General features: G+C 48.1%; 14 protein-coding genes. All 14 read right to left on the bottom strand.

Annotated elements, in window-relative coordinates:
• A partial coding sequence (locus tag AKG43_RS04760; protein WP_156300620.1) for a helix-turn-helix domain-containing protein occupies nt 1–274 on the bottom strand: 274 nt, incomplete at its 3' end.
• 341 nt (nt 275–615) lie between these two features.
• Complete coding sequence (gene proB / locus AKG43_RS04755; protein ID WP_054599418.1) at nt 616–1,740, bottom strand: glutamate 5-kinase; 1,125 nt, start codon at nt 1,738–1,740, stop codon at nt 616–618.
• 52 nt (nt 1,741–1,792) lie between these two features.
• A complete protein-coding gene (locus AKG43_RS04750; RefSeq protein ID WP_054599417.1) occupies nt 1,793–2,092 on the bottom strand; it encodes a DUF2818 family protein in 300 nt (99 codons plus the stop codon).
• Between the two features lie 113 nt (nt 2,093–2,205).
• Nucleotides 2,206–3,648, bottom strand: a complete 1,443-nt coding sequence (gene nuoN / locus AKG43_RS04745) for an NADH-quinone oxidoreductase subunit NuoN (RefSeq protein WP_054599416.1) — start codon at nt 3,646–3,648, stop codon at nt 2,206–2,208.
• A 9-nt stretch (nt 3,649–3,657) separates the two neighbouring features.
• A complete protein-coding gene (locus AKG43_RS04740; RefSeq protein WP_054599415.1) occupies nt 3,658–5,178 on the bottom strand; it encodes an NADH-quinone oxidoreductase subunit M in 1,521 nt (506 codons plus the stop codon).
• A 103-nt stretch (nt 5,179–5,281) separates the two neighbouring features.
• Complete coding sequence (nuoL, locus tag AKG43_RS04735) at nt 5,282–7,300, bottom strand: NADH-quinone oxidoreductase subunit L (RefSeq protein ID WP_054599414.1); 2,019 nt, start codon at nt 7,298–7,300, stop codon at nt 5,282–5,284.
• 18 nt (nt 7,301–7,318) lie between these two features.
• Complete coding sequence (nuoK, locus tag AKG43_RS04730) at nt 7,319–7,624, bottom strand: NADH-quinone oxidoreductase subunit NuoK (RefSeq protein ID WP_009115728.1); 306 nt, start codon at nt 7,622–7,624, stop codon at nt 7,319–7,321.
• Complete coding sequence (locus tag AKG43_RS04725) at nt 7,621–8,280, bottom strand: NADH-quinone oxidoreductase subunit J (RefSeq protein WP_009119544.1); 660 nt, start codon at nt 8,278–8,280, stop codon at nt 7,621–7,623. Before AKG43_RS04725 ends, nuoK begins: the two co-directional genes overlap by 4 nt.
• A gap of 12 nt (nt 8,281–8,292) precedes the next feature.
• Nucleotides 8,293–8,772 (bottom strand): NADH-quinone oxidoreductase subunit NuoI, encoded by a 480-nt coding sequence (gene nuoI, locus AKG43_RS04720; protein ID WP_009115726.1) that lies wholly within the window; start codon nt 8,770–8,772, stop codon nt 8,293–8,295.
• A gap of 15 nt (nt 8,773–8,787) precedes the next feature.
• Nucleotides 8,788–9,837 (bottom strand): NADH-quinone oxidoreductase subunit NuoH, encoded by a 1,050-nt coding sequence (gene nuoH / locus AKG43_RS04715; protein ID WP_009119545.1) that lies wholly within the window; start codon nt 9,835–9,837, stop codon nt 8,788–8,790.
• 2 nt (nt 9,838–9,839) lie between these two features.
• A complete protein-coding gene (gene nuoG, locus AKG43_RS04710; RefSeq protein ID WP_054599413.1) occupies nt 9,840–12,098 on the bottom strand; it encodes an NADH-quinone oxidoreductase subunit NuoG in 2,259 nt (752 codons plus the stop codon).
• 322 nt (nt 12,099–12,420) lie between these two features.
• Nucleotides 12,421–12,951, bottom strand: coding sequence for a DUF411 domain-containing protein (locus AKG43_RS04705; RefSeq protein ID WP_009115723.1), 531 nt, complete (start codon nt 12,949–12,951; stop codon nt 12,421–12,423).
• Nucleotides 12,952–13,130: 179 nt separating this feature from the next.
• Nucleotides 13,131–14,426 (bottom strand): NADH-quinone oxidoreductase subunit NuoF, encoded by a 1,296-nt coding sequence (gene nuoF / locus AKG43_RS04700; RefSeq protein WP_009119547.1) that lies wholly within the window; start codon nt 14,424–14,426, stop codon nt 13,131–13,133.
• A gap of 298 nt (nt 14,427–14,724) precedes the next feature.
• The gene (locus tag AKG43_RS04695) at nt 14,725–15,120 is read right to left on the bottom strand and encodes a GFA family protein (RefSeq protein ID WP_054599412.1); all 396 of its coding nucleotides are present in this window, start codon (nt 15,118–15,120) and stop codon (nt 14,725–14,727) included.
• Nucleotides 15,121–15,149: the final 29 nt, after the last annotated feature.

The raw sequence follows: 15,149 nt of genomic DNA, 5'->3' as shown, positions 1-15,149 counted from the left end.
CGGGGCTGAGTTTGCGGCGGATGAGGGTAGCGATGTGTTGGATCAGCTGCGAATGGAGCTTATAGGGCTTTCTTTTGCGCTGCTTGGTAAGCCGGCTTTGCTGTCGGGCTTTTTCGGCACTGTATTGCTGCCCTTGCGGGCAGTGCCGTTTGATTTCGCGGCTGATGGTGCTTTTATGGCGGTTAAGCCGTTTGGCGATTTCGCTGATGCTGTGGTGGCGGGACAGGTATTGGATGTGGTATCGTTCGTCTTGGGTCAGTTGTGTGTAGCTCATATGCAATCTTTCTTGCAGGAAAGGCCGTATGCTACCGCATACTGGCCTTTTTCTGTTGTGGAAAGTTGCACTTCAAATTTGAATCCGCTGGCCTCTTAATAATTTAACCGTGCCGAAAAATAAAATACGGCACAAGTGAGAGAAAATATTAAGTACTGCTAGGCTAGCTTGATCGCTGACCATCAGCCAACAAAACCGCTCTTTCTCGGCACTTCCAATCGCACTGCCTATCCTCAATCAACTTATTTGTAATACAAGGCAGCAAGCCGAAGGCAATACAGGCAGTAGGCGCGCAACAACGCAGCAGTAAAAGTTAAGTTGATTGACTATATTTTTCAAAACTACCAATGCAGAGCCATATTATCTCTGTGTATCAACTCTTCTTCATTTATATAACCGAGTTTGGCAATAATCTGTTCAGACGGCGTGCGTAAAATTTTAGCAATCTCACCGCTGCTGTAATTGACCAAACCTCTAGCTATTTCTTTACCTTCGGTATTCAATACCGCAACCAACTCCCCGCGATGGAAATGACCATCTACCCGTAGGCAACCCACCGGTAATAAGCTGCGGCGCCCTTCGGTTAGTGCTTTGGCTGCTCCGTCGTCCACTGTAATTTTTCCTGCCTGCTGAACATGCCCCAGCAACCATTGTTTACGGGCCGCCACTCGGCTGTGGCTGCTGAAAAACAATGTACCGATGCTTTCTCCTTCGAGCAAACGAATCAAAACTTCCGGTTCCCGCCCTGAAGCCACTACCGTTGCCGCTCCGCTCAAGGCTGCACGTTTTGCTGCCAGCACTTTGGTGTACATACCGCCGGTGCCGACCCCGCTTCCTGCACCGCCTGCCATTTTTTCTAATTCGGGGTGCTCGGCCGAAATGCTGCGGATAAACTGCGCCTGAGGATTTTTGCGGGGATCGCTGTCATATAAGCCTTGTTGGTCGGTGAGAATAATTAAGGCATCGGCATCAACAAGATTGGCCACCAATGCTCCTAAAGTATCGTTGTCCCCCAGCTTGATTTCGTCGGTGGTAACCGTATCGTTTTCGTTAATAATCGGCACAATGCCTTTTTCAAGCAGAGTACGCAATGTGCTGCGGGCATTGAGATAACGGGTGCGGTTGCTTAAATCTTCATGTGTCAGCAAAATTTGCGCGGTGTGCACCTGATGCGGCCGAAACGCGGTTTCGTAAGCTTGCGCGATGCCCATTTGACCTACTGCGGCGGCGGCCTGCAATTCGTTTAATGCGGTAGGACGTTTCGGCCAACCCAAACGCTTAATGCCTTCTGCAATCGCTCCGCTGGATACAAACACTACATCGACACCTTTTTTCATTAAGGTAGTGATCTGATCGGCCCATTGATTAAGTGCATTTTGATCTATGCCTTTTCCTTCGGCCGTAACCAAACTCGAGCCTACTTTTACAACAATCAAACAGGCATGGGATATATTTTCTACACGCATAGTAAGTTTTCATCCAAATATAAAATATCAAGCAGCCGGTTTTTCAGACGGCCTATTCCCTATTCCGTCCGTGCCAAAAGTAACGCCAAACAAAAGCAGGAAAGGCAAAAATCAGATACAGGCAAATCACCACGGCGTAAAATTCCCAATCTTGATTATGAACAACGCCTGCCCGTGATTCGAGCACATACGCCAAGGCGGCTGTAATACCGAACCCGATAAACAATTCAAATAAATGATGTCCGATATGCTTGCGTTTTAGCTTGAATACGCCCAGCAAACGCTGGGTCAGAAACGGTGCATTGGCAAAAATAAAAGCCAACAGCAGCAATATATACATTGATGAGGTCATGATACACCTTAATATTTTCAGACGGCCGTCTGAACATTTATCCGAATCCGGCATATTAACAAAAACGGCAGCTTTCGGGGCTGCCGTTGATGTCTCTGCGCTTAATATATTGATCAAAGAGTATTTTGCAATGCTTTTAAGCACCAATCCATAACGCTTTGCGGCATAACACCCCATACCAGCAACAGCGCTGCATTAATAGACAAAAACACTTTCGTTGCCACATTGCTGCCGATAGGGTGGTCGCTGCCGGCAGGATCAAAATACATAACTTTTACCACCCGCAGGTAATAGAAAGCACCAATCAAACTCATGATAACCGCAAATACCGACAGCCATACATAGCCCTCGGAAAGCAGAGCCTTAATCACAGCAAATTTTGCATAAAAGCCCATCAGCGGAGGGATGCCTGCCATAGAGAACATAGCCAACAGCATCAGGAAAGCATACCAAGCGTTACGCTGGTTCAAACCCGCCAAATCGCTTACTTCTTCACACTCAAACGATTCGTTAGACAACAACATCAAGACACCGAAACCTACCATACCCATCACCACATAAGTAATGGCGTAATACAAACCGGCAGTGAAGCCCAAGGCTCCTGCTAAAAAAGCGAGCAGAATAAAGCCCATATGCGAAATGGTCGAATAGGCAAACATACGTTTGATATTGGTTTGCATAATAGCAGCCAGATTACCCAGCACCAACGAAGCTACGGCCAAAATAGCCAGCATTTTCGACCAATCGGCACTTTCGGTATTCAACCCTGAAACCAAAATGCGGAACGCAAAAATGACTGCGGCAATTTTAGGCACGGTACCGATAAAAGTGGCAACCGAAGTAGGTGCACCTTGATACACATCGGGCACCCACATGTGAAAAGGTACTGCACCCAACTTAAATGCAACCGCTACTACGATGAAAATCACACCTAATTTCAGTAACCAGCCGTGTGCGTTACCTTGACGTGCATATTCCTGAATGGCCGCAAATTCCAAAGAACCGGTTGCTCCGTATACCATAGAAATACCGTAAAGCAACAAACCCGAAGCCAACGCACCCAAAACAAAATATTTCAAGGCAGCTTCGGCTGCTTTGGCCGAATCACGGCGCAAAGCAATCATGGCATAAAGAGAAAGTGACAACAGCTCCAAGCCGATATAAGCGGTCAGAAAATGTCCTGCACTTACCATCACGCTCATACCAATCAAACCGAAAAGCGACAAGGTATAGAATTCACCTTTGAAAATGTTTCTCGATTCGTTGTACGGCTTACTGTATACAAACAATCCGAATAACGCCGCATACATTACCATTTTAGATAACTGCGACATACCGTCGGCAATATACATACCGCTGAAAGTAGCGACGCTGCCCGGCGCCCAAACCAACCATTGTGTTACTGCCACGGCCACCAAAGAAACCAAACTCAGCAAATGAGTAATATAGCGGTTTTCATCTTTCAGCCATAAATCAACCAATAACACAATACCTAATGCCGAAAGCAAAACGATTTCAGGCATGGCGGGAATTAAATTCAAATCTGTCCAGTTCATTCACACACCTCAAATTTTGCTTTGCGCTACTTGTACAATCAAATCATTGGCAGCCTGATGGATCACCGCAATAAACGGCTCCGGCCACAAACCCATACCCAAAACAGCAAACGCGAGTATGGCTAAAATAGCAAATTCGCGGCAATTTACATCTTTCATCTCTTTTACTTCGGGATTTTTAATCTCTCCGAAAATAACGCGTTTATACATCCACAAAGTATAAGAAGCACCGTAAATCAGGGTAATAGCAGCGAGTGCACCAACCCACAAGTTCACTTCTACCGCCCCCATGATAACCATAAACTCGCCTACAAAACCCGAGGTGGCGGGCAAACCGGCATTAGCCATACCAAACAACATCATAAAGGCGGCAAACTTAGGCATAACATTCACCACACCGCCATAATCGGCAATATTGCGGCTGTGCAGCCTGTCGTACATGACGCCGATGCACATAAACATCGCGGCAGAAACAAAACCGTGTGAAATCATTTGGATAATGGCACCTTTAAGCGCCCAATCATTCAATTGGCCGTAATCACCGCCACTAAATAAACCTGCAAAAGCAAACAAACCCAGTGTGACGAAACCCATATGACTGATAGAAGAATAAGCAACCAGTTTTTTCATATCAGTCTGCACCAATGCCACCATGCCGATATAAATCACGGCAATCAGGCTCAACACCACTACGGCAGGAGCAAAGTAACGTGATGCATCAGGCAGAATCGGCAAAATAAAACGCAGGAAACCGTATGCCCCAACTTTCAAAGTAATGGCAGCCAATACCATCGAACCGCCCGTAGGTGCTTCAACGTGGGCATCAGGCAACCATGTATGCACAGGCCACATCGGTACTTTAACGGCAAACGACAGAAAGAATGCGATAAACAAAAGCTGTTGGACGCCCAAAGGAATCTGCTTCAGATTTTGGAAATCGACAATCGAGAAACTGCCGCCTGTTTGATAAGAAAGATAAACCAGAGCCACCAACATCAACAGGGAGCCCATCAGTGTATAGAGAAACAGCTTAACAGAAGCGTATACACGGCGAGGCCCACCCCACATACCGATGATCAGGTAAAGCGGAATCAGCATGCCTTCGAAGAATACATAAAACAGAATGGCATCTTGAGCGGCAAAAGCACCATTGATCAAACCCGACATAATCAGGAAAGCAGCCATATATTGTGCGGCACGCTTTTGAATAACCTCCCAACCGGCCAGCACTACCATCAGAGTAATAAAGGCATTCAAGATGATAAACAATACTGAAATGCCGTCCACGCCTAACGCATAATGAATGTTTAGCGCAGGAATCCATTGGTAGAACTCTTGGAACTGATAACCGCCGCTTAAGCGATCGAATTGCGTGAACAATGGCAGCGTTACCAAAAATCCGGCCAGTGCTCCGATAAAGGCAAGTACGCGTGCAAGCGGGGCACGATTATCCGAGCCCGTAGCCAACACCAGCACACCGGCGATAATCGGCACCCATATTGCCAAGCTGAGTAGGTTGTTGAAAAACATAGTCATAGCCTGTGGTTTATCAAAATAAAGTTTTTGTTATTCGGGTAAATCTAAATCTTTTCCGTATTGCTGTTTTTCATGAAGAAAGCTTTTTCAGACGGCCTTATTTAAACCATAGGCCCCAGAAAAACGCCACTACCAGCACCAGCACACCCGTTACCATAAAGGCAGCATAAGTGTAAATAAAGCCGGTTTGCATCTTACGGACTTGAGAGGCAATGGCACCAACCAACTTGGCCGAGCCGTTCACCAACCCATTATCGATAATGGCTGTGTCACCAACCTTCCAAAAAAAGTTGCCCAATGCACGGCTGCCTTTGGCAAATACGTTGTAGTAAATCGTATCTAAATAGTATTTATTATCCAAAAGTTTATAGATCGGGCTAAATGCAGAAGCGATTTTCACCGGCAGATGCGGTGCTTTCACATACAACACCCATGCGGTAACCACGCCTGCAATGGCAAGATATAACACAGGGGTATGCAAACTGTGTGAAACCATAGCCAAGGGGCCGTGGAATGCTTCTTTCATTTGCGCCATAACCGGATGCGCTTCATGGTTGACATAAATCACATCTTTGAAGAAATCGCCGTATAACATAGGTTCGATGGCAATATAGCCGATGATTACCGACGGAATAGCCAACAAAATCAGCGGCAAAGTAACCACCCAAGGGCTTTCATGCGGATTGTCGTTTTTACCCAAGCCGTGGTGATGTTCTTCATCGTGGCCGTCTGAATGGTGTTCATGATGGATTTCACGCCACTTTTCTTTACCGTGGAAAACCATAAAGTATTGGCGGAATGCATAAAAAGCTGTAACGAATACGCTGGCGAGCACGGCAAAGTAAGCAAAGCCGCTACCGGGCAGATCGCTAAAATGCACAGCTTCAATAATCGAATCTTTCGAATAGAAACCTGAAAACAGCGGCGTGCCGATAAGAGACAAGTTACCAATCAACATAGTGATCCAGGTAATCGGCATGTATTTTTTCAGATTGCCCATATGGCGCATATCTTGGTCGTGATGCATACCGATAATGGCACTACCCGCTGCTAAGAACAGCAATGCTTTGAAGAAAGCATGGGTCATCACATGGAACATGGCGATTGAGTAGGCAGACACGCCCAAGGCCACAGTCATATAACCTAATTGAGACAAGGTAGAATAAGCCACCACGCGTTTAATATCGTTTTGGATCGTACCGAGAAAGCCCATAAAGAGCGCAGTAATCGCACCGATTACCATAATCACCGAAAGTGCCGTAGTAGACAATTCATAAATCGGCGACATGCGCGATACCATAAACAAACCGGCCGTTACCATGGTTGCCGCATGAATCAATGCAGAAATAGGTGTCGGACCTTCCATCGAATCGGGCAGCCAAACATGCAGCGGGAACTGGGCAGATTTACCCATCGCACCCACAAATAACAGCAGGCAGGTTACGGTAATCAAGTCCCAACCGAAAATCTGCATGCCTACTACATTTGGCAAATAAGCAAACACATCGGCATAACGCAAGCTGCCGCCGAAATAAGCCAATACCAAACCGATACCTAAGATGAAACCGAAGTCACCTACGCGGTTAACCAAAAAAGCCTTCAAGTTTGCAAAAATCGCGCTTTCACGTTTGAAATAAAAACCGATGAGCAAATAAGAAACCAAACCTACGGCTTCCCAACCGAAAAACAACTGAATGAAGTTATTGCTCATCACCAGCATCAACATGCTGAACGTAAACAGCGAGATATAACTGAAGAAGCGTTGGTAGCCTACTTTCTCGTCGTGCATATAACCGATGGTATAGATATGCACCATTAAAGAAACGCTGGTTACCACCACCATCATCATGGCTGTTAAAGTGTCTACTAAAAATCCGACAGAAAAATCTATCCCGCCCATGGTTAACCATGTGTATACATTTTCATCGAATTTGGTGCGCGAGCCGTTAATAAAGCCCCACAACACATAAGCCGATAATACGGCGGAAACGGCTACGCCTAAAATGGTTACCGTGTGCGCACCGGCACGGCCGATTTTATTGCCGAACAAACCGGCCAGCAGAGAACCTGCCAGCGGAATCAGAGCAATCGCCAGATATAAGCTCATATCGTTCATTTTTCTTATCTCTCCCGATTAACCCTTCAAACTGTTCAAATCCGCTACATTAATCGTGTTGCGGTTACGGAATACCAATACCATAATCGCCAAACCGATGGCAGACTCGGCTGCTGCAACAGTTAGCACGAAGAACACGAAAATCTGCCCCGCGGTATCGCCAAGGTATTGTGAAAACGCGATAAAGTTAAAATTCACTGCCAACAGCATCAACTCGATCGACATCAACAATACCAACACGTTTTTGCGGTTCATAAAGATACCCATCGCACTGATGCCGAACAGCAAGGCGGCGAGCACCAAATAATGCGTAATCGTAATCATGCTTTGCCCTCCTCTGCCTGGCCGTCTGAATCTGTTTCAGGCTGTGCGGGCTTATGCACCACAGCTTCCATTTTCACCATACGCATACGGCCTTCTTTGGCATTCACTTTCACTTGATCGGCAGGATTAATATATTTGGGGTTAACCGTTTTGCGGTGTACCAACGCAATCGCTGCCACCATGCCCAGCACCAACAGCACCGCAGCCAATTCGAACGGCAGCAAATAAGTGGTGTAAATTTGGCTGCCCAAATCGCGCACGTTGCTGTAATCGGCGGGAATATCTTTCATGGGGCCGAAGGCGGCCAAATTGGTATCAGGCGCAACCAAAATCAAAATAAGCGCCACTGCCATCAACACGCCTACGGTAAATGCCACGGGGGCATTGCGCCAAAAGCCCGCACGCATTTCTTCGATGTCGATGTTCAACATCATCACCACAAACAGGAACAGCACCATTACTGCACCCACATATACCACTACCAAGGTAATGCCCAAAAATTCGGCCTGCATCAGCATCCACATCATTGCCGACATACAGAAAGTAAGCACCAAATACAAAGAAGCGTGCACCGGGTTTTTGGCGGTAACGGTTTTTACCGCACCGAATAGGATAATGGCCGCCAATATGTAGAACATAATCAGAGAAAAAGTCATGGTTCTGTTCCTTTAGCGGTAGGGTGCATCGGCAGCTTTGCGTTTGGCGATTTCGGCTTCGTATTTGTCGCCAATCGCCAGCAACATGGGTTTGGTGTAGTGCAAATCGCCGCGCTTCTCACCGTGGTATTCGAGAATATGGGTTTCCACAATGGCATCGGTCGGGCAGGCTTCTTCGCAAAAGCCGCAAAAAATGCACTTGGTCAAATCGATATCGTAACGGGTAGTACGGCGGCTGCCGTCTTCGCGTTGTTCACTTTCGATATTAATCGCCATTGCCGGGCAAACCGCTTCACACAGTTTGCAGGCAATGCAGCGTTCTTCCCCGTTCGGATAGCGACGCTGGGCATGCAGGCCGCGAAAACGCACCGACTGCGGCGTTTTTTCTTCGGGGAACATAATCGTTTCTTTGCGGGCGAAAAAGTTTTTGAGCGTAACGCCCATGCCTTTTACCAATTCGCCGAGCAGGAAGGTTTTTACTAAATTAGCCATAATTCACTCTCTCCCTCATTTCCACAAACTCAAGGGCGAAATCATCCACAAGCCGAGCAATACGATGCACACAAAAGTTACCGGAATCAGCACTTTCCAGCCCAAACGCATAATTTGGTCGTAACGGTAGCGCGGGAAAGTGGCACGAATCCACAAATAGCCGTAAAGGATAAAGGCCATTTTCAAGAACATCCAAAATGCGCTCGGCGTACCGATAATGCCCCAGCTTTGCGGGAACGGAGACAGCCAACCGCCTAAGAACATGATGGCGGTAAGCGCACCGATCAGAATCATGAAAATATATTCGGCAAGGAAGAACAGGGCAAATGCAAAGCCCGAATACTCCACATGGAAACCGGCCACGATTTCCGACTCGCCTTCGGCAACGTCGAACGGTGCACGGTTGGTTTCGGCTACGGCGGAAATCAGATACACGATGAATACAGGGAACAAAGCAAACCAGTTCCAAGAGAAAATCGAACCGCCGGCAATGCCTTGGGCTTGGCTGGCAACAATTTCTTTGAAATTCATGCTACCCGAAACCATTACCACACACACCAATGCCGCACCCATGGCAATTTCGTAAGAAATGGTTTGGGCTGAAGAACGCATGGCACCTAAGAACGAATATTTGGAGTTGGAAGCCCAACCCGCAATAATCACACCATATACGGACAGAGAAGTAATCATCAGAATATACAGCAAACCCGCATCCACATTGGTCAGCAGCCATTCATCGGAAAACGGAATCACCGCCCAAGCTGCAAACGCAGGCATCAGCGACATCATAGGGCCGATGTAGAACAAAGCTTTATTTGACAATTTTGGACGGGTAACTTCTTTAAACAGCAACTTCAACACGTCGGCAAACGGCTGAATCAAACCAAACGGGCCGGTTACGTTCGGGCCGACGCGCAGCTGCATATAGCCGATTACCTTACGCTCGAAGTAGGTAAGATAAGCCACCGTCAAAATCAACGGGATCAAGATAATCACGATTTTCAGCACAATCGAAACGATTAAGCCGATCTCATTACCCAACAAGGCTTGGAACCATTCCTGCATGATTAACCCCGCGTCAGTTCGATAGTGTTCATCAACGCACCCGACGCAGCATTTTCAGAATGCAGCGGCAGATACACAACATTTTCAGGCAAGCCCGCATCGGCGCTTACACGCACACCAACCGCTGCGCTGCCCTGCCCTGCCTGCACGGCCTCGCCGTCTTGCAAACCAAAAGCAGCCAAGGTGTTCGGATGAACACGGGCGGCAGGCACTTGTGCATGTGAAGTCGCTTGCAACGGAGCGGAGCGGCGCACAATCGCATCGGTATGGTAGATGCCCACACCGCCTACGCGCACCAAACCTGAGGCCGTCTGAACGGCTTCGCCTTGCCAAGTGCTGCGGTTGTTCAATTTTTCAGGCAGGCTTTCTTTGTTTACCGCTTCTCTCAACACCTGCTCGCTGCTGTCGTATTCGAAGCCTTCCAGCTCGAACACATTGCCCAGCACACGCAAAACTTTCCACAACGGACGCGAATCGGCAAAGCCTTTTACCACACCGTGGAACGATTGCAGACGGCCTTCCATGCTGATGAAGCTGCCCGATGTTTCGGCAAACGGCGCAATCGGCAACATCACATCGCACACTTCGCGCAAGGTTTCGCTTTCAAACGGCGTAAATGCCATCACGCTTTGGGCTTGCTTCAATGCAGCGACCGCTTTACCGCCGTTCGCAACGTCGATTTCAGGTTCAACATTCAGCAGCAACACGGCTTTTTTCGGTTGCGCCAACATTTCTTGAATGCTGTTGCCGCAGTTCACGCCCAACACATCCGCACCCACACTGTTGGCGGCTTGTGGCAGAACACCCAAAACCGCACCGGTGGCATCGGCCAATTCCTGAGCGGCAGCATAAATCGCCGCATAATCAGGGTGGTTTTGCACTTCGGCACCCAACACGATTGCCGCTTTTTCGGCATTTTTCAGGCTACCTGAAACAGCGTTTTCAAGGTCTTGCGCCATATTTTTCAGACGGCCTGCCCATTCGTTCGGATGTACAGCTTCTTGTGCCAACAAAGGCATGTGCAATTCTTCTTTGCTGCTCGCCATGATGCTCAGAGCCATATAAGACTTGGCGGCACGGCGCAAACGGGCAGTCAGCAGCGGTTGTTCTTTGCGCAGATTCGCGCCCACAACCAGCACGGCATCGGCATTGCCCAAACTTTCAATGCTTTGGCCCAGCCATTGCGCACCTTTCAAGCTGCCCGCAAGGCGGCTGTCTTGCTGCATCAGGCGTGTGTCGAAATGCTTGATATTGAGGCCGTCTGAAAGTTTTTTGGCCAAATACAGTTCTTCAACGGTATTCATCGGGTTGGCCCAAATACCTACCGCATCTTGGCCGTCTTCTTTTTGAATGCAATCTAAGGTTTTACGCACATATTCGAGCGCGGTTTGCCAATCCACTTCATGCCATTGGCCGCCGTGTTTGATTTTCGGGGTTTTCAGACGGCTTTCGTGATACAGGCCTTCGTAGGCGAAGCGGTCGCGGTCGGAAATCCAGCATTCGTTCACGGCTTCGTTTTCCAACGGCAACACGCGGCGTACGGTGTGGTCTTTGGTTTGCACAATTAAATTGCTGCCCAAAGCATCATGCGCGGAAATGGTTTTGCGGCGGCTCAATTCCCAAGAGCGGGCATCGTAGCGGAACGGTTTGCTGGTTAAGGCACCCACCGGACACAAATCAATCACGTTGCCGGACAATTCGGTTTCCACCGCTTTGCCGATAAACGGCATGATTTCGGAAAACTCGCCGCGATTGGCCATAGCGATTTCCTGCAAACCGGCAATCTCTTCGGTAAAGCGCACACAGCGGGTACAGTGGATACAGCGGCTCATTTCTTCCGCCGACACCAACGGCCCCATATCTTTGGGTACAACCGAGCGTTTTTCTTCTTGATAACGGCTCGACGATTTACCGTAACCCACGGCCAAATCCTGCAACTGACACTCACCGCCCTGGTCGCAAATCGGGCAATCCAGCGGGTGGTTGATGAGCAGAAATTCCATCACGCCTTCCTGAGCCTGCTTGGCCTTGGCGGAATGGGTATGCACCACCATGCCGTCTGTTACCGGCGTGGCACAGGCAGGCAGGGGTTTGGGGGCTTTTTCCACCTCCACCAAGCACATGCGGCAGTTGGCGGCAATGGATAATTTTTTGTGGTAGCAGAAATGCGGGATATAAGTGCCCAGCTCGTGCGCCGCTTCCATTACGGTCGCACCCTGCTTGACTGCAATCTGTTTACCGTCGATTTCAATTTGTAACATGGTGTGTTTCCTAGTTACGGTTTTATTAAAAATTTAAATGAGGCCGTCTGAAATACTGTTTTTTTATTTGTTGTATACGTTTACCAAGTTTTCAGACAGGCATTTTATTTTTGACTGTGTTTCAGGTAGCCTGTTTTTCAATTCCGACTTCATTAATTAGTTTTTTAAAGCTTCAAGGCAAATTCTGCCTGATTGAAAGGGAATCAATCATGTAAGTAGATTGGGTTTTAAACCCAATGTTTCAGACGGCCTGATATTTGTGTTGGGTTTTACAACCCAACCTACTCTTACTGGAATTAATAACCCAACCTTCTCTTACATATTAGTAAGATTGATAAATTTGATTACTCCCGTTTTTAGCGACCAATAACACATCATAAGGATGCTTCCGATTTTGATACATTTCTCCATCCATACCAGGAGAACCCAACGGCATACCAGGTGTTGCCAAACCCAAAGCCTCTGGTTTTTCTTTGAGCAAACGGCGAATATCCGTTGCAGGTGTATGTCCTTCTATAACATAACCATCTACTTTGGCTGTATGGCACGCCCCATATTTTTGCGGCATCCCTAACTCATCTCTCGCTTCACGATTACCAGTATTGTGTACAACCACTTGGAAGCCGTTATCCTCCATATGCTTAACCCATTCAGTACAACAACCGCAATTGGGATCCTTCCACACCTCCACTTTATGTTGATGTGAAAGCAAATCCTTATCCGCCAAATCTGCGTAATCCATTTGTTGCCGATGATTAGACTCGGACACCAAGCCAAATACCACTGCTGAAACAGCAACAGATACAGTAAAAACCCAAGCTGTTTGCTTAGAAAAGAATTTTATTTTTTTCACAATCTCATCCTCAAATTAAAATTTAAGCAGCCAATTAGACCAATTCGAGAGAAATATTTTGACTATAATCAACCAACATTTTCACATTGAAGTTTTATAAAAACCAAACTGAATCAATCAATGAAAAAAAACCAACCTTATTATTGAAAAGGCACTACTTTCCAACCAGCCGGCTTTTACTAACACCACTTATGCTCTTTAGCCGGTTTGCCATGCTCGATATAGTGTTCAAATTCATGGCGGAAATGCTTGGTAAAGCTGCGCACGGGGAATACGGCGGCATCGGCCAAGGCGCAGATGGTGCGGCCGGCCATATTGTTGCCGACCGAATCGAGCAAGTCCAAATCTTCGGGGCGGCCTTTGCCTTCGGCAATGCGGTGCACCACGCGGTATAACCAGCCGGTACCCTCGCGGCAGGGAGTGCATTGGCCGCAGGATTCTTCGTGGTAGAAGTAGCTCAAGCGTTCGAGGGCTTTGACCATGCACACGTCTTCGTCCATCACGATAATCGCGCCCGAACCGAGCATGGAACCTGCTTTGGCGATGGAATCGTAATCCATGTTCAAGGTCATCATTACTTCGCCGGGCAATACGGGCGCAGACGAACCGCCGGGGATCACGGCTTTGAGTTTTTTGCCGTCTTTCATGCCGCCGGCCATTTCCAGCAGTTTGGCAAACGGCGTACCCAACGGCACTTCGTAGTTGCCGGGGCGTTCAACGTGGCCGGAAATGGAAAACAGCTTGGTGCCACCTGCATTTTCGATGCCTTTGTCGGCAAAGGTTTGTCCGCCGTCACGGATAATGAACGGCACCGAAGCAAAGGTTTCAGTGTTGTTGATGGTGGTGGGTTTTCCGTACAGGCCGTATGAAGCGGGGAACGGCGGTTTGAAGCGCGGTTGGCCTTTCTTGCCTTCGAGCGACTCCAGCAAGGCGGTTTCTTCGCCGCAGATATATGCGCCGTAACCGTGGGCGGCAAACAGCTCGAAGCTGAAATCCGTTCCCATGATGTTTTTACCCAAGAAACCCGCTTGGCGGGCTTCGGCCAGGGCTTCTTCAAAACGCTGGTAACCTTCGAAGATTTCGCCGTGAATATAGTTGTATCCCGCTTCCGCGCCCATTGCGTATCCGGCAATAATCATGCCCTCGATCAACGCATGGGGGTTGAAGTTGATGATATCGCGGTCTTTGAATGTGCCGGGTTCGCCTTCGTCGGTGTTGCAGACGACATATTTCGCTCCGGGGAAGGAACGGGGCATAAAGCTCCATTTCAAACCGGTGGGGAAGCCCGCACCGCCGCGCCCGCGCAAGCCCGAAGTTTTAACTTCGGCAATCACGTCGTCTTGCGACATGTTTTCAGTCAGGATTTTACGCAGCGCTTGGTAGCCGCCGCGCGCTTGGTATGCTTCCAAGTGCCAACAGTCGGGATTGCGGGTATCGACGTTTTCAAAAATCACGCCTGATTGGAAAATAGCCATTTGCTTAGCCCTAATCGGTTAATCTTCTTCAATCTTTTGTTTTGCCGCCCAACCGCCTGATGCGGTTATGCGCTGATATTTTTTACATGCCTGTCTGAAGGGTTTTCAGACGGCTTTTCAGGTAGCCTTGTTGAGGCCGTCTGAAAAGGGATTTTTTAAAGTGTTTAAACTGTTTCGCCGTATTGAATTCAAATGCCTTCAATGTTGTGTAGGTCGGATTCTTGAATCCGACATTTTCCGAATTGCAACTTTGTTTAAGATGTCGGATTCAAGAATCCGACCTACGGCTTGCTGCCCGTTATTTCTCCGCGCCAATCATGGCTAAAAACTCATGCTCGGTCAGTTTCGGCGTATCGTTGGCCAAATCGTAATACGGTGCTTTGCAGTCGATAAAAATTTGGCTTTCCAGCTCAAAATCGGCGTTATCGGCAAATAATCCCGCATTGATGTAATAATCGTCGCCCACCTGCACAAACAGGTGCGTGCCGCATTGTTTGCAGAAACAGCGTTCCGCCCATTCGGACGAGCGATAGCGGCCTATATGTTCGCTGCCACTGATTTCAGGTTTTTTGGCCGTCAAGGTAAAACTTGCCCCACTACCCCAAGTACGGCATTTTCCGCAATGGCAGGCATGCAGCTTGCGCTCAGCTTCAACTTTTATGGATACGGCACCACACAAGCATTTTGCTTCCATTTCTGCTTCCTTTCTTTTCAGACGGCCTT

The sequence above is a fragment of the Neisseria sp. 74A18 genome (assembly GCF_001308005.1).
Lineage (GTDB): Bacteria > Pseudomonadota > Gammaproteobacteria > Burkholderiales > Neisseriaceae > Neisseria > Neisseria dumasiana.
Note: the sequence above shows the minus strand (reverse complement) of the source record. Positions and strands in the feature narration are given on the sequence as shown.